14 protein-coding genes are annotated in these 26,897 nt (G+C 38.1%); 8 read left to right on the forward strand and 6 right to left on the reverse strand.

All coding sequences use genetic code 11. From position 1 onward, the window contains the following. From ACE1ET_RS06030 to ACE1ET_RS06045, 4 genes are all read right to left on the reverse strand, one after another. Positions 1-1,515, reverse strand: a complete 1,515-nt coding sequence (locus ACE1ET_RS06030; RefSeq protein WP_375727465.1) for a RagB/SusD family nutrient uptake outer membrane protein — start codon at positions 1,513-1,515, stop codon at positions 1-3. Between the two features lie 12 nt (positions 1,516-1,527). Further along, entirely contained in the window at positions 1,528-4,761 is a 3,234-nt protein-coding gene (locus tag ACE1ET_RS06035) for a SusC/RagA family TonB-linked outer membrane protein (RefSeq protein WP_375727466.1), read from the reverse strand. A 120-nt stretch (positions 4,762-4,881) separates the two neighbouring features. Further along, positions 4,882-7,086 (reverse strand): fasciclin domain-containing protein, encoded by a 2,205-nt coding sequence (locus ACE1ET_RS06040; RefSeq protein ID WP_375727467.1) that lies wholly within the window; start codon positions 7,084-7,086, stop codon positions 4,882-4,884. An 839-nt stretch (positions 7,087-7,925) separates the two neighbouring features. Beyond that, positions 7,926-10,556: a valine--tRNA ligase gene (locus tag ACE1ET_RS06045; protein WP_375727468.1), complete on the reverse strand. Its 2,631-nt coding sequence runs from the start codon at positions 10,554-10,556 to the stop codon at positions 7,926-7,928. A gap of 136 nt (positions 10,557-10,692) precedes the next feature. On the opposite strand from ACE1ET_RS06045, the gene ACE1ET_RS06050 reads away from it, so the two are divergent. The 7 genes from ACE1ET_RS06050 to ACE1ET_RS06080 all read left to right on the forward strand — a co-directional run bounded on the left by ACE1ET_RS06050 (position 10,693) and on the right by ACE1ET_RS06080 (position 17,139). After that, positions 10,693-11,637 (forward strand): sensor histidine kinase, encoded by a 945-nt coding sequence (locus tag ACE1ET_RS06050; RefSeq protein ID WP_375727469.1) that lies wholly within the window; start codon positions 10,693-10,695, stop codon positions 11,635-11,637. Beyond that, positions 11,634-12,278, forward strand: coding sequence for a response regulator (locus ACE1ET_RS06055; protein WP_375727470.1), 645 nt, complete (start codon positions 11,634-11,636; stop codon positions 12,276-12,278). Before ACE1ET_RS06050 ends, ACE1ET_RS06055 begins: the two co-directional genes overlap by 4 nt. 99 nt (positions 12,279-12,377) lie before the next feature. Beyond that, positions 12,378-13,631, forward strand: a complete 1,254-nt coding sequence (locus ACE1ET_RS06060) for an alginate export family protein (protein ID WP_375727471.1) — start codon at positions 12,378-12,380, stop codon at positions 13,629-13,631. Positions 13,632-13,649: 18 nt separating this feature from the next. Then, complete coding sequence (locus ACE1ET_RS06065; protein ID WP_375727472.1) at positions 13,650-14,588, forward strand: PstS family phosphate ABC transporter substrate-binding protein; 939 nt, start codon at positions 13,650-13,652, stop codon at positions 14,586-14,588. Beyond that, positions 14,589-15,476 carry a phosphate ABC transporter permease subunit PstC gene (gene pstC / locus ACE1ET_RS06070; protein ID WP_375727473.1) on the forward strand — a complete coding sequence of 296 codons (888 nt, stop codon included), beginning with the start codon at positions 14,589-14,591 and terminating at the stop codon, positions 15,474-15,476. Continuing rightward, the gene (gene pstA / locus ACE1ET_RS06075) at positions 15,473-16,327 is read left to right on the forward strand and encodes a phosphate ABC transporter permease PstA (RefSeq protein ID WP_375727474.1); all 855 of its coding nucleotides are present in this window, start codon (positions 15,473-15,475) and stop codon (positions 16,325-16,327) included. Before pstC ends, pstA begins: the two co-directional genes overlap by 4 nt. A gap of 5 nt (positions 16,328-16,332) precedes the next feature. Beyond that, on the forward strand, positions 16,333-17,139 hold the full coding sequence (locus ACE1ET_RS06080; RefSeq protein ID WP_375727475.1) for a phosphate ABC transporter ATP-binding protein: 807 nt from the start codon (positions 16,333-16,335) through the stop codon (positions 17,137-17,139). Between the two features lie 99 nt (positions 17,140-17,238). On the opposite strand, the gene ACE1ET_RS06085 is transcribed toward ACE1ET_RS06080, so the two are convergent. Beyond that, positions 17,239-17,442 (reverse strand): PLDc N-terminal domain-containing protein, encoded by a 204-nt coding sequence (locus ACE1ET_RS06085; RefSeq protein ID WP_375727476.1) that lies wholly within the window; start codon positions 17,440-17,442, stop codon positions 17,239-17,241. Positions 17,443-17,447: 5 nt separating this feature from the next. After that, entirely contained in the window at positions 17,448-18,902 is a 1,455-nt protein-coding gene (locus ACE1ET_RS06090) for a T9SS type A sorting domain-containing protein (protein ID WP_375727477.1), read from the reverse strand. Between the two features lie 409 nt (positions 18,903-19,311). Between ACE1ET_RS06090 and ACE1ET_RS06095 the strand changes: the two genes are divergently transcribed. Beyond that, positions 19,312-26,880, forward strand: coding sequence for a M4 family metallopeptidase (locus ACE1ET_RS06095; RefSeq protein WP_375727478.1), 7,569 nt, complete (start codon positions 19,312-19,314; stop codon positions 26,878-26,880). The last annotated feature ends 17 nt before the right edge of the window (positions 26,881-26,897 follow it).

Consider the following 26,897-nt stretch of genomic DNA (forward strand, 5'->3'; position numbering starts at 1 on the left):
TTATTTGAGACTCTCATAGTAAGGATTCTGAACCAGTTCTTTGTTATTGGTCAGTTCATCGAAATGAATTGGTAAGTAATGACTGTCCTTGTTCCTTAGTATTGATTGAACGATTAACGCCTTTTCGGGGCTAATATTTTTTAATACCTCATCTATCATATAGTTAAGATACTGATAATTATTGCGTTTACCCACCCGGAGTAAATCGTACCAGCGCTTACCTTCAATGGCAAGTTCCAGAGATCTTTCATCCATCACCATTTCCAGCATTTCCAGTTCAGTCTGTGGAATATCAGTGATCAGATTAGTGACCTGAGCTCTTTCTTTAATAGTATTTACGATATCAACAGCTTCGGCATAGTTGGTTTGATTTCCTGGTTCTTTCATTATCAATGCTTCAGCCTTCATTAACAAGACATCGGCAAAACGATACATAATCCAGTTCTGGTCCTGCTCACCAGAAGTTCGTTCCGCACCAATTTCTGTTGCCAGCAAATGATTCCCGGCATTTGAACCTATATATTTCCAGACCCTAAGTGCCGGCATCATAGTATATGTTGCATTCAGACCTCTGATATCATTGTATGATTGTAAAAATTTCATGTATAAGGTCAGGGATATCTGATAGTCATATGACGTACCATTAAACATATTATACAGGTTGCTGTTAGATTGTCCCTGCAAATTATCCCACTGCAACTCAAAGATGCTCTCATTTGAGTTTCCCGGATTGAAAAGTGTAAACCAGTTATTTTCGTTTTCACCAGTCAGTCCTTGTATCAGCCCAACTTTTCCTGAACCTATAACATCGTTGCATGCTATGATGGCTTTATCGTATTCTTCTGTCCATAAATAGACATCAGCCAGGGTCGCTTTAACCGCCAACTTTGTAGCCCGTCCTTTGTTCATCCATTGTTCAGAGGCTGAATAAGAGTCTTTTATGTTCTGCTCTGCAAACAATAAGTCTGCTTTGATCTGTGCCCATATTTCTGATTCCGGAGATTTTGGAATTTCATAATTCTGGGAATCATTCATGTAAGGTTCAAGAATGAGAGGCACGTCTCTGAAATTCCGCACAAGGAAAAAGTAAGCCAGAGCACGGAGGTATGTTGCTTCAGCGATGGTTGCATTTTTAGCTTCTTCAGGGAATGAAGGATCTGCAACTCCTGGTGCATAGCGGATCACCATATTGCAGAGATTGATAATCTGGTACCATTTGCCCCATTTGCAATATTCATTATCAGGCAGGATATTCCATCTCATAATATCCAGTTCATCTCCGCCAACAATATTGGGGGAGATAGAGTTTGCCCGGTCTTCACCCCATACAATCTGATCCTTGACCGTAGTTCTGTATTTTATGTAAATGGCTGCAATAATTGCTTCTACCTGCTCTTTGTTTTTCCAGTATTCGTCTGCTACCTGTTCATTCTCCGGAACAACATCCAGCCATTGGTTACAAGAGCTAAAACCAATTAAAGCGGTTAACAGTAATATTCTTATGTTAGTCTTCATTTTCATCATTGATTAAAAGTTCATTGTTATACCAACCGCAAACCTGCGTGCTTTCGGTGTATTGGATCTATCTTCGCTTAACATATAGATATTGTTTGATAATCCAACTTCTGGATCCTGTCCGGTATAGTTTGTCCAGGTAATCAGATCATATCCTGTTACCCATAAATCCAGTCTGTCAATACCTATATCCCTGGTAAGCTTTTTCGGGAAAGCGTATTTCAGAGAGAGTGTTTTTAAACGTACAAAGGTTCCGTCTTCCACAAACCTGTCTGATCCCAGGTAGTTATTTCCTTTACCCCATAATGCTCTTGGAATATTTGTATCATTGCCTTCTGAACTCCATCTGCTCATGACAGCGGAGCTTTGGTCATATGCATCGTACATACTCTCAAGGTTTATCTGCGTGCGGTTCACTATTTTATATTTGAAACGTCCATGGAAAAAAGAAGATAAAGTCAGGTTTTTGTACCGCACTCTGAATGAAGCACCGCCAGTAAACAATGGCATGGCGTTTCCCAGGTATACTATATCGTATTTGTCAATAACACCATCACTATTAATATCCTCATATTTGGCATCACCTGGATATACTCTGTAATTTTCTGTTAGTCCGTTTTGCATATAAACTGGGTCTCCGTTGATATCATAAATTACATTTCCTTCCGGATCTCGCGCTAATGTTTCATCTTCATTCTGGTAAACACCCAGACAGCGGAATCCGTAAAATGATCCGAGCGGGTTTCCTTCAATAATTTTATGGGCATAGTTTCCGTTTGCCAGCTCAAAACTCTCGAATTCCTTGTTATCCGGAAGGTCGATTACCTTGTTGATGTTTTTGGAAAAGTTTAAATCTGTATTAAAACTCCAGTTTTTATTTTTGATAATGTCATATCCAACGATTAACTCGAAACCTCTGTTCGACATTGCACCGGAGTTGTACCATTTAACCTGAGAATAGCCTGTGGACGATGGTATATTAACGTCTCGCTGTAACAGGTCTGTTGTCATTTTGTCGTAAAAATCTGTAGTAATCCGTAATCTGTTCTGGATAAGTTCAATATCCATACCAATATTGGTCTGTGATACTGTTTCCCATTTCAGGTTATCGAGCTGTTGTCTTTGTGGCTCAACAGCCGTCATATTAACATAACGTTCATTAAGACCCCGGAATGTTCCAATATATGGTGAAGATCCGCTTGGAGCATTACCACTTTGTCCCCAGCTAAGACGTAGTTTACCCATGTTAAACCAGTCAATGGCACGCATGAAATTCTCATCACCAAAATGCCATGCCAGACCGACTGTTGGAAAGGATCCCCATCGATTCTCTGCTCCCATGCTTGAGTTGGCTTCTCTTCTGAATCCGGCAGAAATCATGTACTTATCTTTAAATGTATAATGGGCATTTGAAATAAAGCCCAGGTTTCTGACCACTGAATTCCCTGATCCCATTGCAGAAACATTTGATCCTGAGGTCGGATCAGCCAGGAAGATGGATGGTGAACCACTGGTTGCACTGGAATATCCTGCCGAACGACCTTCATAAGTCTGAAAAATTCCGGTAAGTATAATTTTATGTTGTTCAGAGAATGTTTTACGGTAAATCAATTTATTCTCTGTCTGTATGTACATGTTATCTGATAAATTATCGCTTCCTTCATTGCTGTTAGAGTTAGTTAGGTTAACCCCGGTTACGATATTGGGAAGAAACCGTTTGTTTTTGGTGGTTCTCATGTCCATCCCCAAAATACTCCTGTATTCCAGTCCTTTGGTAATGTTGTAAATTGCTCCAAATACAACCCTGCCATTTCGCTTTGTTGAATGGTTGGTTGCTTCGTATACCATAGCTACCGGATTGTACATTCTATTTGAAGTCCATGAGCCCTGAATGTTTTCAACAGGAGTAAAATATTCATCCGTACGTTGACCATCATCTCCAATAATATAAGGGCTCATATTAGGTAACTTTTTCATTGCTTCAGAGCGCGGGTTTGAACCTCCCCAGTAACTGTCAATGCCAGCCTGTGAATATGAAAAATCGGCAGTTAATCTGAATTTGTCTGAAAAGCGATAGTCCAATCCTACCAGAGTGTTAAAACGCTCCAGCCCGGTTCCGATTGTAGTTCCGGTTTCGTTTAGGTACCCCAGTGAGATGCGGTAAGTTGCCTTATCTCCACCACCACTCATAGAAAAACTGTTATCTGTGGTGTAACCTGTTCGGGTTACTTCACTAAGCCAATCGGTTTCCTGGTTATATTCTTCGTAATATATCCAGTTTGGGTCATTATTGATCTCTTTACGATCAGTTAAATTAGTTAAAACATCACTTCTGCTTTCTCCTTCGTCAAGGAAGGTATTCCAATTCATTTCATTAAGCAGTGTGTTAAATCTTTTGGAACGCAACATCGGAATAGTGTTGGGTTCTTTTTTAATATCAAATTTAGAGTTGAATGAAAATCTGGTTTTACCACGAGTCCCTTTCTTTGTTTTGAAGATTAAAACCCCATTTGCTCCTCTGGAGCCCCAGATGGCAGTAGCAGCAGCATCTTTTAGTACTTCTATTGACTCAATGTCAGCGGGTGAGATATTTACCAAAGCACCAAGATCTTCATCGTTAGCTGTTGCGAAGTTAAAATCATCATTAATGGTTGTTGGGTAGGGAACACCGTCAATAACGATTAATGGTTCTGATGATGCATTCAGGGAAGATGTACCCCTGATTCGGATAGAACTTCTTGCACCTGGATCACCGCTGGTAATGATATCCACATTTGCCATTCGTCCCTGAAGTTGGTCTTCAATGGAGGCGGATGGAGTAGATTCCAGTTCTTCCATGTTTATAGTCTGAGTTGAGGTAACCAGTTCTCTGTTAGTAAGCCCCAGAGAGTTGCGTTCAACCCTTTCAGAGGTTATGGTTACACCCTCCAGTTCTACATTTGATTCTCCCAGAATAACATTGGTAACGGACTGTCCTGTATATGGAATGACTTTACTTTCGAAACCAATAAAAGAAAAAACGACTGACAGGTTTGGTTTATCCGGAACCGATAAACGGTAGTTACCATCCATATCTGCAATGGTACCCGATAAAGATCTGTGTAATTCGTTTTCCACATGGATATTACAACCCATAAGTGGTTCTCCTTTTGCATCAGTTACTTTTCCTGTCAGCACTTTATCCTGTGCGTGAATAAGTGTAACGGTGAAAAGTAAAACAGCCAATATTTTGTACTTTATTTTCATTAGAATAATATTTTATATTCTTGACCTGCCTTGTTAATCAGACTGGTTCTCAGCTTTATACTATGATTCAAATTTAAAATTACCTGGTATGCTTTTTTATTTTCCATTTATAATTGATTATCACGGTTGAATTAAAGCATCGATTGTGTATACGGCACAATCTCCATATACTTTTGGAATGTTACTTGTAACATTAGCTGTCTGACCATCAGGAGTTGTCAACATCAAACTACTTCCCGAATCAGATAAAATTACCCTTGATGCAGGTAAGGTGTCTGTCGGACTTGTTTTAATCAGCCCCTGATAAGTAACAAAATCACCTTCTATACCTGCTCCGGGAAAAGCATAATCCGAAATTTCATTGTATGGTACTGGGATAAAATAGTACATCAGGAAATTAGCCAGGGAATCCGGATCTGATGGAATTGTTCCAGCAGGCGCGTTCAGTATAGCTTCATCCGATGGAACAAATAACATGTATTTATCTCTTATATCCGGCAAGGGTGCATTAATTGGTAGCAACCCAGCCAGTGTAAGCTGATTGGCAAATTCTTTATAGGCCGATAGGTAAGGTATTTCATCTGCCAGACCAATCAGATATTTAAATTCACCTGTTTCTGTGAGTAAAACAGAGTCTACATTATAGCAGGATCCGTTTGTCCAGTTACCTTCTATGGGTTGTATAGCTGCAAATTTACTGCCTTCGTTGTACATTTTATTGGATGCAACAGAATCGCCTTTCACAAATAAGTAAGAATAGCTGTTTCTGCTTTTATATATATCAATACCATCTATATTTGTCAGAACATCAGTTGCTACATGGCTGTCAATATAAAAGGCCATGTATGAAGATGACATATTGCCCCAGGTCTGGTCATTTACCTGAACCGCTTCATCTCCGAATCTACCCGGTGTTGGATCATAATATCTGATATCTAATCCATCAACTCCTGCATTCACAATTTTTTCATCAGAAGGAAGGAACATCGTATAATTTATAGCAGTACTTGTTAATGGAAGAGCAACATCGCTATAAGCTATCATATGCAGGAACATTCTGTATTTAGGATCTCTGAAAGCCGGACCTGTAATACTTGTGAACATGGGGGGTGTCAGTACTGTGTTCAGACCGTAATAAACACCGTTAGTACAAATCTGGCTTTTAGATACATCAACATCCGGATCGAATGAAACCGGAGTTCCGAAGAAGGTTGTTACTTCGTCTTTTTTAATATTTTCAGGAAAGGCAAGGTCTCCTGAAAAAGTATGGTTATAAAGCAGAAACAAAACAGCAAGTGGATTTACATCTGCAAAAGAATCGTAATATGGTTCCCATGTTTGCTGGAAAAATGCATCCAGGGCGTTGTTATTTGGCACAAAAACACTATTAGCGAAACGTGTTAATATGGACCATGAATTAGCATTTTGTACAGGCCATTCTGAGGCAATTGCCGGCAATTCTGTATGCATATGTATAAATAATGAGTCACCATTGCCATAGTCGTCTGATAAATCCGCGTCGTATTCATAATATGAAAACTGATCATATAGTGTCAGAAAGTTAGAGTAGTTACCTTCAGATTTAAGACTCTCATAAATCGTTTTCATTGGATCAAGAACACGGTCAACTAAATAGATAAAACCATTATCTGTTGCAATTTCATATTCATCAACACTAGCCTCAGAAATATTAAAGCCTCCGTTGTCTCCGGTCCAGGTGCTGTTAGGATATAAAAACTCATAGTTATACTTAGCTTCTATTTCCCTGGAATCAAACATATAGCTTGAAAATACCGGTAAATAAAGGTTTCTGTGGAATACCGAGTATTCACGTGGTCTTCCGTTGGGCTCGTAACCCTGTTCCTTTGTTATGGGATTAGCTGCTTTGGTTCGTTGTTTGTAAAACAATCCTTTCTCCGCCGGATTATAACTTTCGCGTCCACCTGGCTGAAAATTGGCAAATAATTCCTTATTGTATTTATAATCCACCAAATGGTATCCGACCAGGGTGTTCAGTTCTGCTTGTGGCATATCATCGATGGAGCTATAACCTTTACTGTTTAAATAAGCTGTAAAGGCTTCGTCATCCGGAGCCATAACGGTGACCAGTCCTCGTCCACTTACGATGCTGCCATACTCGGTTTTTTCAAGTGCATCCAGAAAAATGGTGTAGTTTCCCTGACTCTGTAAATAATCAGTTGCACTTCCCACTAACCATGGTGGATCTTCGTAATGCTCTGCCATTCTGTCCTTGCAGGAGGATAAAACCAGAACCATGATTATTCCAAACCATGATAGTATATTTAACTTTCTTCTAAGTAACATAAAAATGAATTTAAATTATTTTGAATGCTCTGTTCGCGTTTGTAATTAATGTTTCGACACAACGAAATTGTCTGTGTGATAATTCAGTTCTGAGATGTGTTTTCATATAATAAATATTAGTTTTCCAGTAACTTAGTTAACTGTTTAGTTAATGTTCTTCCTTAAATTAATTTCAGGTCTGTTGAAAATTAACTCTCTTTCTTGTACCAGTAGTGAGATAGAAATGAAAATTTCATGAAAATAGTACATTTTGTTAGGTCGTATTTCTGATCTCAAATTTTAGTTATAGGTTAAACATATCTAAAATTTTAAATATGTTTACGAAAGAAAAACTTTCCAATTCAACCCTTATGGTGCAGAAAAACGTTTTTTTCTGTATTGGTTCTTTGTTGCAAATCGTCCGCTATTATTGATTATCAGCGGATTTTTTACATCTTAATGTTGTGGTATTAAATGTTGTTTTCAAAAATTAACTAAAATTAAACTATTCCGGGTTTATTCGCAATATATAAATTGGCACATTGCTTGCACATTTTGACACCAAATAATAAATGTAAATTTTACGCTTATTTCTGTGTTGAAATAATTATATATAATATAATGCGGTAGAAATCTGTGTTTATTTTGAGTATAAGTTGCATTTAATTAGACTTTTATTTCTAATATACAGTACGTGGACTAAAAAGAGGATAGCGTATGTTCTACGCTAATTAAATATGCAATTTTTGACATTAAATTTAAGGAAGAAATTGAATTTATATATAATAAATATTCATTATAAATAAGGATAAAAAAACCGGAGCAAAGTCCGGTTTTTTTTGGAGGTAATATTTGTGTTGTCAGTTTTTTAATTTTTCAATGCTTTCACGCAGACTTTTTATTTTAATTTCAGCATCGGTTTGCTTTTTACGTTCCACTTCAATTACTTTCTCCGGCGCATTGTTTACAAACCTTTCATTACTAAGTTTTTTATTAACGCTGGTTAAAAATCCCTCGGTATATTCCAGTTCTTTTTCAAGTTTTGCAATCTCCTCTTCAGCATTTATCATTTCACCAAGCGGAATAGCATATTCCGTTGTTTTAACCATAAATGAAGCCGCGGTGCTGTCCGCAACTTCAAGAAACGAAATTGAATCGATATTTGTCAGTTTCTTTATAACCGGAATAAAGTCTGAAAAATAAGTTGCTTCGCCGGCTACAATCTGTAAACTAAGAGTATCCTTAAAAGCAATATTTTTTTCTTTTCTTACATTACGAATGGCAGCCACAATTTCTTTGGCTTCTTCAAATTTTTCGAGAATAGTTGAGTTCCATTTTTCTTTTTCAGTCAGCAAAGAAACCATAATACTTTCACCTTCTCTTCTTGGCTTAAGCTCCTGGTACAATTCTTCAGTGATGAATGGCATAAAAGGGTGTAATAGCTTCAGTAATTTCTCAAATAATTCGATAACTTCATTATAGGTTGCTGCATCAATTGGTTTTTGATATTCAGGTTTAACAGCTTCCAGTAACCACCCTGAAAAGTCATCCCTTAACAACGTATAGGTTGACATCAGTGCATCGGAAATTCTGAATTTACTGAAATGGTCGTCAACCTGTGCCAAAACTTCATTTAATTTATGGCTGAACCAATTCAGTGCCGCACGAGAGGCTTCCGGTTGGTTTATGTTTTCACTTACTTCCCAGTTTTTAACAAGACGGAACGCATTCCATATTTTATTGGCAAAGTTACGGCCCTGTTCTGTCAGACTTTCGTCAAACAGCAGGTCTCCACCCGCAGGAGAGCACAGCAGCATGCCTACGCGTACACCATCGGCACCAAATTGTTTGATCAGTTCCAGAGGATCAGGCGAGTTGCCAAGTTGTTTCGACATCTTTCGGCCCTGTTTGTCTCGAACCATCCCGGTGAAATACACATTCTTAAATGGGAAAGTACCACGGAATTCATAGCCTGCGATAATCATTCTGGCCACCCAGAAAAAGATAATATCATGACCCGTTACCAAATCGTTTGTCGGGTAGTAGTAGTCTATTTCATTATTTTCCGGATCAAAACCATCGAAAACGGAAATCGGCCATAACCAGCTCGATGCCCAGGTATCCAGTACATCTTCTTCCTGGCGCAAATCAGCCATAGTCAGTGCTTCATTTCCGGTTTTTTCTTTTGCCAGTTTCAGAGCCAATTCATCAGATTCTGCTACAACAAAACGGCCATCTTCCAGATAATACACAGGTATACGGTGTCCCCACCACAACTGCCGTGAAATACACCAGTCCTTTACATTGCTCATCCAATGACGATACAGATTCTTGAACTTTTTCGGATGAAATTCTACATCGTCATTTTCTACGGCTTCCAGGGCTGGTTTAGCCAGTTCTTCCATTTTCAGGAACCACTGCGCAGACAGTTTCGGTTCAATGGCAACATTGGTGCGTTCCGAAAAACCTACCTTATTATTATAGTCTTCAATTTTAACCAGGTTACCTGCTTTTTCAAGTTCAGGAACAATCTTTTTGCGTACGTCAAAGCGGTCCTCGCCAACAAATAATTGTGCCGCTTCGCTTAAAGTACCATCATCGTTAAAGGTGTCAATAATCTCAAGATTATGGCGCATACCTATTTCGTAGTCGTTTTCGTCGTGGGCCGGTGTAATTTTCAGACAGCCTGTACCAAATTCCATATCCACGTAATCGTCCATGATTATAGGGACCGAACGGTTAACAAGCGGAACCAGTACGCGTTTTCCTTTTAAATGCGTAAAACGTTCGTCATTCGGGTTCACACAAACAGCGGTGTCGCCCAGAATCGTTTCAGGACGTGTGGTTGCTACGGTTACCCATTCATCTACAGTTCCTTCAATTTTATAGCGTACATAATAAAGTTTCGATTTTTCTTCCTTATAGATAACTTCCTCATCAGAAACAGCGGTTTGTGCAGCCGGATCCCAGTTTACCATTCTTACGCCACGGTAAATAAGACCTTTATTATAAAGATCCACAAAAACCTTGATCACCGCTTTACTTCGTGTTTCATCCATGGTAAAGCAGGTTCTGTCCCAGTCGCACGAAGCACCGAGTTTTTTCAATTGTTCCAGAATGATCCCGCCGTGCTTATGTGTCCATTCCCATGCATGATCCAGAAATGCATCCCGTGTAAGATCGTTTTTTTTGATCCCTTCCGATTTTAATTTAGCCACAACTTTGGCCTCTGTGGCAATGGATGCATGGTCGGTGCCCGGAACCCAGCAGGCATTTTTGCCCAGCATTCTGGCCCTCCGGATCAGAATATCCTGGATGGTATTATTCAGCATATGCCCCATATGGAGCACTCCGGTTACATTTGGCGGTGGAATAACAATAGTGTATGGTTCTCTTTCATCCGGCTCAGATTTAAAAAAGCCCTGCTCCATCCAGTAACTGTACCACTTGTCTTCAACGTTTAACGGATTGTATTTGCTGTCAATACTCATTTTCTGATGTTTTTGTCTCTTATTTAAATAGGGTCACAAAAATAGAAAAAAGTTAAGATTGCGTAATGAATAATGTGCTATTAATTATGGGACGATCCTTAAACACTCCGCAAATTTTTTATACTTTTAAAAAAAAATGCCCATCAAAATAGCCCTTATTATTTCTGTGGTTTTACAGTTTGCCGCAGCTTTTATTGCTATTACGCTTATTAGAAGAACCCGAAACAATGTAGCCTGGTGGCTGATATCACTCGGATTCTTGCTTATGGCTTTCAGAAGAGTTTTTGAAATTATGCAGGTTTATAACTCAGAAAGTGCACTTATATCCGGATTTCTTGGTAGTTGGACCGGAGTGCTTATATCTGTAATAATGCTTTTGAGCCTGATTTATATCAAACGTATTTTTAATATTCAGAAGCAGTTTGATGAACTGAGACAAAAAAATGAATCGAGGGTTTTGTCAGCTATCGTCAGAACAGAGGAAAAAGAAAGGCAGCATTTATCAAAAGAACTTCACGACGGCCTTGGGCCGCTGCTGTCATCGGTAAAAATGACCATTTCAACCTGCAGGTTTCAGAATAACCAAAATCCAACACTACTTGAGAACGCAGAAAAACTGATTGATGAATCGATTTTTACGTTGAAAGATATATCCAATAACCTTAGTCCGCATATTCTGGTTAATTTTGGCCTGTTAAAAGCGTTGAATTCTTTTATTGGTAAACTTAAAATTATTGATGAGCCGAATATCCATCTAAAAAATAATATTAAAGAGCAGCGTTTCCCGTTTAATGTGGAGGTGGTATTGTATCGTGTGATTTGTGAGCTTATAAACAATACCTTAAAACATGCCGATGCCAAAAATATTTATATTGATTTGTTTGCAGAGGGAACAGAAATTTCGCTTGAATACATTGACGACGGAAAAGGGTTTGATCCGTTATTGGAAGAAACGGAAAAAACAGGTCAGGGCTTATCAAATATCAGGTCGAGGATTAAATCTCTTGACGGAACTTTCGGAATTTATAGTGAGCCGGGGGAAGGTGTTCATGTTAAAAGTAAAATTATACTGGAATCATGAAAAGTTTGTCGGTTATTATAGTTGATGATCACCAGTTATTCAGGGAAGGTTTGAAACTTTTGTTGAAAAGCCTGCCTGATACCGGAATTGTGGAAGAGGCTTCGGACGGCAGAGAATTTTTGGATTACCTCAGATCCGGAAATCAGCCCGATATTGTATTTATGGATATTGAAATGCCCGGGCTCAATGGAATTGAAGCGACGAAAGAAGCACTTCGCATTAAGTCTGAGCTGAATATTATTGCACTTTCCATGTATTCCGATGAAAATTATTATACCCAAATGATTGATGCCGGTGTAAAAGGGTTTATACTCAAGAACTCAGGAATTCAGGAAGTGAAAATGGCTATTGACTATATAAGTGAAGGGAAAACATATTTTGCACAGGAAATTCTTGACTGTCTCCTAAAACAATTGAAACCCAAACAAGAACAAGCTTCTCCTTTGTCACTAACAGAAAGGGAAGAGGAAATACTTCACCTGATTTGCAACGGACTGTCAAACCAGGAAATCGCCGATAAACTGAAAATCAGCAAACGTACTGTTGACAAGCATCGCGAGAACCTGTTATCCAAATCTGGTTCAAATAATACTGCAGGATTGGTGGTATTTGCCATAAAAAACGGAATTGTAGAGATTTAGCTTCTACGTATAAACACGTATTAAAATTTACGCTTTTTAGCTGTTTTCTGAATTTTTCAGCTGCTCTAATTTTGCTTTATCATTTTCAAAGTTCAGTTGATGAAGCAATTTCTCAGATTAAGATCCTTGATAATTCTGGTCCTTATGACGTGTTCGTTCTATGTAAAGGCACAGATAACATTTGAGGCCCAATTCAGAAACCGGTTTGAAATCAGAGATGGCTATACTATTCCTTCAGAAAAGAATGCTGTTCCGTCAGTTATGATCTTTCAGCGTACGCGTTTGTCATTTATTTACGATTCCGAAGTACTTAAAATTAAAATTTCACCTCAGGATGTTCGCCTGTGGGGATCCGAAACCATGCGTAGCTCAACCGGTTTGTTTGGCGATGAAGCATCTCTGGAACTGTTTGAAGGATATGCTGAGCTAAAGTTAGGAGAGCTTGGATGGTTGTCCGCCGGCCGGCAACAACTGGTGTATGATAATCAGCGGATTCTTGCAGCCCGTAACTGGAACAATAACGGAATTTCGTACGATGCGCTGCTATTAAAGTTTAACCCTAAAAACTACGCTATACATATCGGGTCAACCTGGAACAGTCTGAATGAATCATTGGAAGATAATCTTTATCCTTCGAACCGGATTAAAACACTAAACTTTTTATGGGTGAACCGTAAATTTGACAACGAGATGAACCTGTCGTTGCTTCACGTTTCATCAGGCAATACTGAAACAGATACCACAAATACTCTGAATTTCAGACATACAACGGGAATTTATTCAAGTTATAAAAACGGTAACCTGATTTTTGAGGGAGATGTATATTACCAATATGGCAGGAATGCATCCGGAACAAAAGTGAGCGCTTACTTAATCAGTGCAGATTTGAGTTATGATTTATTGGGTTTTACTCCCGGAATAGGTGCAACGATAATTTCCGGCAATCACTATAAAGGAAGTGGCCAAATTACCGATCATATTTTTGACTTTCTATATGGGGCAAGGCATCGCTTCTATGGAAATATGGATTATTTTAAAAATCTGACATCCCATACCGCTCAGGGCGGTTTGTCGGATTACTATACTTATCTGAATTTGAAAGCAATAGGGAAAGTAACTGTTTTGAATACCTGCCACTATTTCAGGTTGACCCAAACCAACGAACTAACACCGGATAATAAAAATCTTGGATTTGAGAACGATTTGGTTGTGAAATGTAAATTTCAGAAATGGGGTACGTTAGAAGGCGGATACCTGTTTTATGTTCCGACACAAACAATTAATACAATTCGCGGGGTGACGGATTCAAGATTTAGCCAGTTTATATACATGCAGTTAACAATATTAATATAATCGCAAATAATTAAAACCATGAAGACATATAGTATAATCATGCTGATAATAGGTTCACTGCTGATAAGTGCGTGTGTATCTCAAAAAAAGAAAGATCAGACCATTAGTATTTCCGGTGCTTTTGCACTTTATCCCCTGGTCATACAATGGGCCGAAGAATATAAAAAAGAAAACCCCGAAGTTCGGTTTAATATTTCGGGCGGAGGTGCCGGAAAAGGAATGGCTGATGCTCTGGCTGGGGCGGTTGATCTGGGCATGTTCTCGCGGGAAATATCTCAGGAAGAGAAGGAAAAAGGTGTATGGTGGGTAGGTCTTACCATTGATGCCGTTGTTCCAACCATAAGCGCAGAACATCCTTATCTTGAAATTCTAAAACAACGCGGATTGACCCGTGAAGAATTTAAAGCCATTTTTATTGATGGTTCCATCACCAACTGGGGAGAGCTGTTGGGGTCAACAGATGGGGAGAATATTGTGGTTTACACCCGTTCTGATGCCTGCGGAGCAGCGGGCACCTGGGCAAAATATCTGGGAGGAAGACAGGAAAACCTTAAAGGTGTGGGTATTTATGGTGATCCGGGACTGGCAGATGCCGTGAGCAAAGATGCTGCCGGCATTGCTTTTAACAATACCATTTTTGCGTACGACATTCAATCAGGTAAGAAACGTGACGGTATTGAGATTATACCGATAGATATTAACGAAAACGGAATAATTGAAGCAAATGAAAATTTTTACGAATCATTTGACAGCATTCTGAATGCTATTGCAAGGGGCATTTATCCGTCGCCTCCGGCAAGGGAACTCTATTTTGTGGCACATGGCAAGCCCGGGAAAGAATCGGTAATCGACTTTATGAAATGGACGTTGACGAAGGGACAGGTTTATGTAAAAGCATCAGGTTATGTGCCATTGGATCAAAACAGTATTAACCAATATCTTGAAAAGCTGAATTGAATGATTTTAAAGCGCGTAATAACGGACAGGTTGACAAATGTCTGGATGATAGTTGCTTTGATCCTTATTTTGTTGTTGCCGGTAATCATTGCGGTGGCTCTGTATCTGAAGTCATTGCCTATACTTGAGAGTATCAGATTGGCAGACCTTCTGTTTTCGAATGACTGGGCTCCGGCTAACGGAAAATTCGGATTCTGGCCTTTTATTACCGGTTCGTTGTATGTGACTGTACTTTCATTTTTATTTGCGGCACCTGTAACGTTGTTGGCTGCTATTTACCTGACCCAATATGCTACGCAAAGGTTAATAAAATTCATGCATCCTGTGATAGATATTCTGGCTGGCCTGCCTTCTGTAATTTACGGTGTTTGGGGAATCCTTATTATTGTTCCGTTTATCAGCAAGGTAGTTGCTCCGTTATTTAATACATCATCTTCAGGATATTCTATCCTGGCAGGAGGAGTTGTGCTGGCTGTTATGTGCATTCCGTACATGCTGAATATGCTGATAGAGGTTTTTAAAGGCATTCCAGTTGAGCTAACGGAAGCATCGCTTTCCATGGGAGCCACTCAATGGGAGTCCATTAAACATGTGAATCTGAAAAAGGGAATGCCCGGTATAATTTCTGCTTTCGGCCTTGGTTTGGCCAAGGCTTTTGGTGAAACTCTTGCCGTGATGATGGTAGTCGGAAATATGGTAAAGTTAACATGGAATCCGTTAGATCCGGGATATCCGTTGCCGGCTTTGATCGCCAATAACTACGGGGAAATGTTGTCTGTTCCACAATACGATTCGGCTCTAATGCTGGCTGCACTGATTCTACTGGTAGTCATCCTGCTTATTAATCTTGTTTTCAGGTACTTCATCTATAAAACCCGTGTGACATGAATAAATTTAAATATTTAGAGGAAAAGATTTTTTGCGGTTTGAGCCGCGCTGCAACTTATTCGCTGGTTGTAGTTCTGCTGTTCATTATTGCCATGATCTTTGCTAAAGGATTCAGCTCTTTGTCATTAAAAATGGTGTTTACTCTGCCCAAAGGAGGATATTATTACGGTGGAGAGGGTGGTGTACTAAATGCGATTATCGGTTCCTTTTATCTTGCTTTTGGAGCCCTTGTGCTTGCCGTTATTATTGGTTTACCTTCGGCTTTGTTTTTAAATGTTCATCTGATCCGGTTTAAGCGGACCCAAAATACAATCCGCTATTTGCTCGATGCACTCTGGGGAATTCCTTCCATTGTTTACGGCGCATTTGGTTTTACATTGATGCTTTATATGGGCATGAATGCATCGTTGTTAGCAGGAATTGTTACGGTATCACTCCTGATAACACCGATTCTGGTCAGAACGTTTGATGAAGTGCTTAGTACAATCCCTCTTGGTTTACAGGAAGCGAGCTATGCGTTGGGATCAACCAAAACAGAAACGGCCTTTAAGGTACTTTTTAAACAAGGTTTTCCAGGCTTTATCACTGCCATACTACTGGCCTTTGGCCGGGGAATTGGTGATGCTGCATCGGTTTTGTTTACAGCAGGTTATACCGATATGATCCCTGTAAATCTGAACGAACCGGCTGCCACATTGCCACTTTCTATTTTTTTTCAGTTGAGTTCACCAATACAGGCAGTAAGGGACAGGGCATTTGCCGCTGCTGCTATTCTGACAATAATAATTTTAGTGATTAGTATTTCAGCCAGGATTTTATCCGGAAAATATTCGAAAACAAATTTAAAATGAATGATATGTATAATATAGAAACACTGGATTTGAAAGTTGAGCAGCTTTTAGTGAAAACGGCTGTTCACGATGCACTCATCATTAAAAATTTGAATGTAGGAACAGGGGAGAGGCTCATCCTGAAAAATATCAACCTGAATATCCCTAAAAATAAGATAACGGTTTTGCTGGGGCCTTCGGGCTGCGGCAAAACCACCCTTTTAAAAAGTATGAACCGGTTAACAGACCTCTATAAAGAGTTGAATGTTACCGGGCAGATATTTATCGAAAATGAAGATATTCTGAATACAAAGAAAAATCTTCCGGAATTGAGACAGAAAATGGGATTGCTGTCACAACGGCCATATCCGTTACCAATGTCTATTTATAAAAATGTGGCATACGGTCTGAAACTGAAAGGAATTCGCGACCGGAGACTGGTAGATCATGTAGTTGAAAAGCTGCTTCGGGAGGTGAATTTGTGGGAAGAGGTAAAGGGTAGGCTAAATAATCCGGCTTCAGAACTATCTATTGGACAGCAACAGAGGCTATGTCTGGCACGTGGACTTGCGGTAAAGCCATACATTATATTAGCGGATGAACCTACGTCTGCCCTTGATCCTGCATCCAGTAAGAATATTGAAGATATGTTCCGTACACTTAAAAAACATTATACCATTATTCTCGTAACACACATATTGCGTCAGGCAGTCCGCTTAGCCGATCACGTGGTGTTTATGTACCATGGTGAAATTACTGAGACCGGTAGCCCGGAAATTCTCAAAAAACCGCAATCCAAATACCTACGAAATTACCTGGTGGATGGGAATTAGACGTAAGGCATTAGAACCAAGACACAAAACATAAGATACAAGACTCATTTTTGAAAGTGCCTCATCCTCGTTTGGATTGGGGATGGTATTGATGATGTATTAAAATGCAGATGAAGTTTTATGCCTGATTTGGAAATAAATAATTGATCCGATTACAGGAGCAACCAATATTATTAGCATCCAAAGCATTTTTATATGCAGCGGTTGAATTTTTGATTTGTTTATGTCATAAAATGCCCATGCCCATAACAATATTGATAGCACAATTAACAGGAGTATTAACAGGTTAAAAGGAGAGGTCATGATTTTTATTTTACAAGAATCAGTTTGTCGGTTTTGTAAATGGTATTTGAACAGCGAATGGTATAGATATATATACCCGGTTCAAGATCGTATAGTTCAATTTTTTCAGATTTTAATTTTAGTTCTTCTTCAAGTATTTGTCTTCCGTTTAAATCCGATAATTCAAAGAATATTTTAGTAGCTGCATTATTCCTTTCAATGGTAATGACGTCTGATGCCGGGTTGGGATAGATATTAATCGTATTTTCAGCTTGTTTTTCATCAATTGCCGTAATCACCAATGGCGTTCCCCATTCTTTATCTCCCTTTTTGTAGTAAACCAGTTTTCGCTGTGCATATCCCATACTAAAGAAATTATCACAATAATAATATGGTCCTCCCAGTCCCTTGTAATAGGTATAAATTGGGTTACACCCATCCCAGCAACAGTTGGACCAGCAGCTGTCCTCTGTCTTATATATTTCAGGTACAAAAGAGTTGTCAATTTTTACACTATCAGAAATCATTCGGTATGAATTAGCACTCCAGTCATCAATTATTGGTTCATTGGGCAGATACCGGTCAAAAATGGAATCTGGTTTTATAATTTGTGTTATTGTATCATGAATGTAAGTGTAGTTTTCTCCATTGTAATTTTTGTAATAAAGCTTTTCCTGCCTGTCAATTAAATATGTAATGGAATCCGGTGATACTTTTTTGTCAAGATAGTTGTATATTATTTTAAAACTATGGCCCGAACCATCATTATATGATTCATCCAAAATGTGAAGTTCATTACCAACAGCAAAATCATTGATATCAAAACGGGATAGGTTTTGAACACCAATTTTTGGGCTGGAAAGTCCAGCTAATTTGTATGAATCTGAAACTGACTGAAAATAACTATACTCCTCGTCTGATAATGTAAAATAATACATATCAAATGTTTGAACAAGGCCATAGTTTTTACTGATTTTCATCTGCCGGTTACTCTTCTTTTTTATTTCTACCGGATTCATGTTTTTGTCATAAGCGATAAAGTCAATTGTTTTTACGGAGTCAACAAGTCCCATAAAACGCAAAGTGTCATGTCTTGTTATGGCAGCTTTTATAGTTATGGAATCAGTAAGATAAAAGGCTGTCCATTCATCGTTAAGTTTGGCCCGGGTTTCTATGCGGATGGTATCATGATTTTTATTAAAGAATAAATTGATTCCTTTATCTTTAACGATGACTTTTTCTCCGATCCATGAGTCACCGTATGGTGTAAAACAATCGTAATCCAGCTGCCGGATACTTTTAATTGGATATAAAAAAGAATCAGTATCAAATTTTACTGAATCGATTTTTATGCAACTGATATATCCGTAATCCCCTTCAAAATATACAATACGGTTGGATATAACAGATTGATAATTCTGTGCAGAAAGTGTTGATAAACATAATGTCAAAAACAGGGTAAAAATACTAACAGGTTTCATAAGGACTAGATTTAAAAGGATTCAAACAAATTGATTTTACAGGTTCGTTATATTTTCAAAAGTATGCAAATTATTATGATGTAAATGAATGTAGTCGTATTAATTCCGCTGGAAATTGATAATTTGATTTTGATCTAAATTACGAATAATAAAATTCTGGTAACCTTTTTTAAAAGGACTTTTAGAACGTATAAATTTTTAAAAACCTGGTTTAAAATTATAGTATCACAGAAAACAACGCAGATATAATATTTAACATCCATTAATGTTCTTCGGATTATATTATATTTGTCAGTCAACTAAATCTTAAACTTCAGAATCAATAGTTGAATGCTTAGCTGATTGACGTAAAGAATCAGATAAAGCTGTTTCTGAAAGTTTTAGAAATTGTATTATAAAAAAGATCCTAATGAAAAAAATTCTAGCCTGTTTCATGCTGGTACACGTTACCATTCTGTCAATTTCACAAGAGTTATTTAATGCAGATGCAAACCGGATTGTTCCCGGAAGTAATTACGTAAAACTGGATCACCAAAAGGGTATCATTTCTTATATCGGGTTTTCCGATCCGAATTTAAAAGGAGTCCAGGCAACTGCGGATGGTGAAAAACTAAAAAGTGCATTAGGTTTGGATGAAACACATTCATTCAGAACTTACTCTGAATTTAGTGATCAAATGGGCAATTCACATATAAAATATCAACAATATCTGAATGGATATCCTGTTGAACATATGTATTATACGGTTCACCGGTTAAATTCTCTGAAATCGGCAAGTGGTATTTATACACCTGTTACCACCAGGCAACAGAGCATTACTAAGATGCAAATGTCAGATGCGCTTCAGCTTGCACTTGCTGAAGTACCTTCAGAGCATTATTCACCAAAAACTTTAGATCAGCAAGGCAAAGAGGTATACTATATAAAAAATGAAATACCTGTGTTATGCTATAAGTTTGATGTTTTTTCGGTTGATCCGTTACGAAGAGAGTGGATTTATGTTGATGTTGCTACCGGTAACGTTGTTGCCCGTGAAGACAGAATACACATTAACGATGTCATAGGGAAAGCAAGTACCATGTATTCAGGAGAACAAAGCATTACAACGGATTATTATGGTGGGTATTACCGATTGCAGGAATCGGGAAGAGGAGATGGAATACGTACATATAACATGCAGCGCGGAACCAATTATAGTTCTGCGATTGAATTTATTGATTTCGACAACATCTGGAATACGACAACTAACTTTGATAACGCGGCATATGATGTGCACTTTAGTACAGAAGCAACCTACGATTACTTTAAAGATAATTTTAACAGAAACTCATTCGATGGCAATGGAGGTGCATTGATAAGTTATGTTCATTATAGTACAAACTTCCCAAATGCATTTTGGAACGGTGAGTTTATGACCTATGGTGATGGTGATGGTGTTCTGTATTCGCCTTTAACGGCTACCGAAATAGTAGCTCATGAAATTACACACGGGCTTACTGAGCACACGGCAGCGCTGGTCTATTTAAATGAGTCAGGTGCATTAAATGAATCCTTTAGTGATATTTTCGGTACAGCGATAGATTTTGCAGCAAATCCGGAAACAGCTAATTATTTAATGGGAGAACAGGTGAAAACGGATGGCAGTGTTATCCGCAGCATGAAAGATCCAAACAGCAAATCAATGCCTGATACCTATAAGGGTAATTTTTGGTATACCGGTGTAACCGACAACGGGGGTGTTCATTATAATTCCTCCGTTCAGAATTACTGGTTCTATTTACTTTGTGAAGGAGGTTCAGGGATAAATGATAATGATAAGTCTTATTCGGTGCAGTCTATTGGAATGAACCATGCAGCTAAAATTGCGTACAGAACTCTTACTGTTTATTTAACACCTACTTCTGATTATGCTGATGCACGCTTTTATTCCATAAAGGCTGCTATTGATTTATATGGGGAATGTTCCAATGAAGTCATCAATGTTACAAATGCCTGGTATGCTGTTGGTGTTGGTGATCCTTATGGTGATGCTGTTACTGCAGGGTTTCTGATCGATGAATCGATATCATGTAGTTTGCCAACATTTCAGCAGGTGCAGGATCAGAGCACATTTGCAGAATCATATAAATGGTACGTTAACGATACAATGCAAAGCACCGACGCCAACCCATTACTTGAATTTAATCTGGCAGGGAAAAATAGCATCAAACTTGTCGTTAGTGGTTCTGTTGGTTGCAGGACATCAGATTCATTGATGTTGGAAGATGCATTATTTATATATCAGAATCCTGAAGTTAAAGATCCTGTGTTCAGACCAATATCTTACAGATCTGGTTCAGGAGGGATTCTTTATTTTGAACTCGATTCGTTGGCTAATAGTTCCGAAGATGCCATGGAAGGGTATCAGGATTTCAGTTGTTCTCATCAGATTACATTAACGGAAGGTAAGTGTTACGATGTAGAAATTCTGACACGAGGGGATGAATCTACATATGTTTGGTTAGATCTGAATAACGATGGTGCTTTTGATGATAAAACTGAACTTCTGGTTTATGTGAAAAACAGCAAAAACAGGGTACGGGAGAAATTTATTATTCCCCATGGTAAAGTATATGATAAGGCTCTGAGATTACGTGTAGCAAGCGACTTACCTTCCAATCTGCTTATTAATGGTTCAACCAATTCGATGGCTGGACAGTATGAGGATTATGGGGTGGTTCTAAAGCAAAATGAATCAATACCTGTTGCAGAGTTTACTACTTTGGATTCATTGCCCGCAGTTGGACAAAGCGTTCAGTTTACAAATTTATCAGAAAATTTACCTTCATCTTTTGAGTGGACCTTTGAGGGTGGTATTCCTGAGTATTCAACAGAAAAGGAACCCATCGTCAGTTACAGGAGTCCTGGAGATTTTCAGGTTAAATTAAAAGTGGGCAATAATTTTGGTTCAGATAGCATAATTAAAACCAGTTATATACATGTTACCAATGATAATGTTATGGGGCTTCAGTCCAGATCGTCAGCCTCAAGTGGTAATATTCACGACTCGGGTGGCCCGAATGGCATGTATGAAAACAATGAAAAATACAGTTTTCTTATTGCACCCGCTTGTGCTGAAAAGATAATTTTATCATTTTTTCAATTAAATATTGATTATTACGATGATTACCTATACATATACGATGGTGATTCTGAACAGGATGTTTTATTGGCTTCAATAACAGGCACGTCTTATCCTGCAGGTAATGGAGTCGTTGCTTCATCCGGCAAAATGTTATTGGTATTTATTTCTGATGCTGTAGGTTATTACGATGGATTCAGTGCCTCGTGGAGCACGGTCCAAACTTCAGGTGAACCTGTTCCTGCAGCAGACTTTACATTTGAACCGGACAATGATGTGCCGTTTGCATCACCGGTTAATTTCTTCAGTACCTCAACCGGCAATATAGCAAACTGGCAATGGATTATTGATGATGCGCATTATATGTTTGACGAAAAGTCTGGACATAGTTTTTTTGAGTCGGGAGATCATAATGTAAAATTAATTGTCGATAATTGTTCGGGGGCAGATACTATTACTAAAATAGTGTCGGTGCAGGAAGCTCCCGAAATAAAAACTGAAAAGGATACATTAAGAAACTTCCTAAACTATGGTGATACCCTTACAGATTATCTTGTAATTGAAAATGCAGGTGATGGTGAATTAATGCTTAATGCCGAGCTTTCAAATACCATAAAATTAAATGATGTAAACCGTGTTCCTGATTTTCCTGAATCAATGTATTTGCCGGAGAATTCATCTTTCGAATCTGAATCAGGGTTCATATCTATTTCTGTGGATCAATTGCTTGATGGTGATACCGTTAAAAAGCAAATAAGTAGCAGGCTAACTGCAAATAGTGATTTAGAAGGAATGAATGTGCTATTTATGCCAGCATATTCCAGTTATGCTTACCTGGTTAACAATCTCTTAGTTTCAGGTGCACACGTATACGCTGCAGATGCGTATTATATTAACGAAGCATATCTGGATTCAATAGATGTAGTAGTTATTGATGACAATTGTAGTCTGGGAACAATGCAAATAAATTATATAAGAAACTGGATTTCCAATGGCGGTAATCTAATTATTGATGCAGATAATAATACGCCATATTATAATTTAATACTGGCAGAAAGTGGTATAACTTATACCTCTGTTTATTCAGCCTCAGGCTATGCAACAGTCCAGGAGCATAAGATAACAACTGGTATTAGTTCATATTATGTTGCTTCAGGTAGTCAGGCATCCCTTGAAATAACCGATGAAGCAGAAAAACTGATAATTTCCGGTAATGGTCTTTGCTATGCTGCTTATGCAAAAATTAATTCAGGAAGTGTACTTGCAACTTCAGATGAGTCATTTTATGATGGAAATATAACCATGGATGGACATTTACAACTGGTTACCAATTATATTAATTTTATTAAAACAGGCTTGCTGGATATTGTGAATTTAAAGAAGGAACAACTGATTATTCCTCCACATACATCTGATAGCATTGGTGTTTTAATTAATGCCAAAGATAATTTTGGTGGACAGTATTTGAGTATGTTGAATATTTTCTGTAATGATACAGCAATTAATACGTTGCAGGTACCTGTTATAATAGATATTGTTGGAACCCCTGTTTTTGATACAAATGCAGATGGAGTGCTGTTTAATAAGGTTTTTGTTGGCCAGGATTCAACATTGTCTGTTATGATTAATAATACAGGATCAGATGATTTGAGAATTGACAGCATTACAACATCTGATACTGATATTAGTGGTAGGATGTTGTATAATGTGTTGGCTCCGAATGAGAAGGCGAATCTTGCCATTACTTTTTCACCATCTTTGTCAGACGTGTATCATGACACGGTATTTATCTATACGAATGAAAGTTCACCTAAAGGACATGAGATATATGTAGTTGGAAATGCTGTCCTGCCTCCGGTAGCAGATATTGATCCGGATTCATTGGAGGTTCAACTGTTTACCAATGATACTTTAATTTCTACTGTTGATATTTCAAATACAAATGGTGGTAGTGAATTGTTGTTGAGTAAAGCCCGTATAAAAGCATCGGGTGATAATGATTTGAAAACTGATCTGACAGGTTTGAAAGTATACTCAATAAGTTACTATAACAGCTATATTGCTACAGTTTTAACGGATCTTGGTGCTGAAGTAACTGTTGCTAATTCTCCTGATACTATGGCCATGAAGGACTATGATGTAATACTTATAGATGATTACTATTATTATAATCAGGAGTCGACCTTTTTTAATCGCTGGGCCAAAAACGGAGGTGGCCTTTTTATAGATGGTGAAAGTAACATAAGCAATTTTAACATCATGTTAAACGGATCCAATCTAACGATGTCAACGGTCAACTGCACTTCTCTTACAACAACAAACATTATGGATCATCCTGTAACAGAGTCTATTGATAAGTTTTATATCTATTCTGCCGGTGGATCTGTTATTGCGAATTTTCCGGGGATAGAATTAATAAATGACGGCTATCAACATATTTATGCAGCAGCTGATGAGTTTGAGAAAGGACGCGTCCTTGTAACAGGTGGTGGTTGTTTCCCCAATCTCTCTTTAGAAGGGCACACGCAGTTACTTCTTAATGGTGTTGCCTGGCTTGGTAATAAAGTTAGCTGGCTTGAAATTGTGGAGGAACCTGATTCTGTGGTCAACAAAGGAGAAAAGACTCATCTCAGTGTCAGATTTGATGCAAAGGAACTTGGAGATACGATACTGGAAGCAGAAATAGTAATTCCAACAAATGATCCATTAATGAATCCGGTAAAAATTCCGGTAAGCATGAAGGTTAATGGTATGGCAATACTTGAAATGAATAAAATGCATGTTGATATGTTTGCTTATGCCGGATTCAGTGGAAGTGACACAATTACCCTTATGAACATTGGTGCAGAACCACTAATTATTGATAATATTTCTACGAATAATCCAGTATTTAAAGTCTCGGAGTCTAAATTAAAAATTGAGCCCGGATCAGTTAAATTGATGCATCTCGCCTATCTTCCTCAAAGCGCTGGGGCCGATTCTACCTGGCTTATTTTAAAAGGAAATTCCATGCTCGGATCAGTTGATTCAGTGCGGCTTTATGGTGTTGCGGAAGCTCCACCTGTACTTTCAGTTACTCCTGAAAGTTTGTATTTAACATCACAAACAAATAAAATACATCACAAAGTTCTGAAAATTAGCAATGAGGAAGGTCTGGGTGAATTAAACTTTTCAATTGATGCTGTTAAATGTAGTGATTGTGAAAACCCGGATTCTGAAAATACCTTGGAATCAGTACTTAAAGGAATTCAGGCAGGGGCAGATCGTTTAACGGCAAAAATTCCAAATGCGTATGCCTTCTCTGATGGTATCTCGGGATATTATATCAGCGACGGTGGAAGCGATATCTACGACGGTGGTAACTACCTGGGTACAAATCGTGGGTCCTCGATTTATTATTCAAATAATACTATTACAACATCTCCTTATCTTAACGGAGAAGAGTATTTTACCTCTAAGCAAAACGGTTTATTTATTTTTGCGGCAAACCTTAACAATGTAAGTACTTTTAGCATTAGCGGTAGTCTGGGAATGAATTCGGGTTCTGTATCTGCTTCCGAACTTACAACCACTTATAATGGTAAAACATATAAGGGATTTGTAAAGAAAGTGTATGGAGAAAGTTATACTCCTTCAGTAAATCATTTGATAATTATGGAATATACTGCGGGTGTAAGTCAAACGTATTCCAACTCATATTATAGTGATTTGCATACGATCACAAACCTTAATCAGTGTCACAGAATATATTATTTATTGTTTACCGGAAATAATGGATTATTATATACAGATGCTCAAATTACGGAATTAATGACAACCTTCATTAGCATCATAAATCCTGCACCTCAATGGATATCATTTAATTCATCAGAAACATCAGGGACTATAAGTCCAGGTTCTTTCAATAATTCTGATGTTGCATTTAATACCAATGGGTTAGCGTATGATACTTATACCGCTTATATCCGTGTTAAAAGTAATGATCCGAAATGGCCTGTACTACACATTCCTGTGACACTTGAAGTAGTGAATAATCAGTCACCGGTTCTTTCTCAGTCACTTCCCAATATGATAACTTATCTCGACGGGGATATCCCGGTAGATTTGGATGAGTATATTGTTGATCCGGATGGTGATGTTTTAACGTATAGTGTAAAAAGTAATGACCACAACATCATTTTCCCGACCATTGATAACAATTCCATGCTTCACTTTAATCCGCAAAGCATCGGATATACCAATTTAGTGGTTACTGCTTCTGATCAGATTTCATCGCCTTTAGATGTCCAGGTAGATGTATTGGTCAAGGATAATCAAAAACCTGAGGTTGTTGAATCTCTCAGAGATACTGTATTAAAAACGCATAGCGAACCCTGGGTAGTAAATATGAAGCAGTATTTTATGGACCCGGATGGAGACGAATTGAGTTTTAATGTGGTTTCATCTTCTGAGACATCACTTGAGACGGTCCAGAACGGCTATTTGCTTTTGGTTTACCCGAAACGAGCAGGTTGGAATATTCTTACCATAAATGCAATGGACAGCAGGGGAGCGACAGTTTCTGTAAGTTGTATTGTTAAAGTTGAAAACTATGTAGCAGTTGAAGAAGTTGAAAGGAATAAAATTTCAATATATCCTGTTCCTGCAAAAGATGAATTGTTTATATCGTATGATACGTATGAATTACCGGAAGTTGCCCAGATTGTGGGTTTGAACGGACAGGTTATTGCTGATATTTCAAGCCGTATAGGTTTAGGCTTAAGCCGAATTGATATATCGGGTCTGAATCCTGGTGTTTATTTCCTGATCTTGAAAAACAGAAATTCTGTAACAAACCATAAAATAGTTATCGAGTAAAAATAAAGTCATTCCGT

It is taken from the genome of Quyinboa mangrovi, assembly GCF_042219825.1.
Taxonomy (GTDB): domain Bacteria; phylum Bacteroidota; class Bacteroidia; order Bacteroidales; family UBA5342; genus JBHJHP01.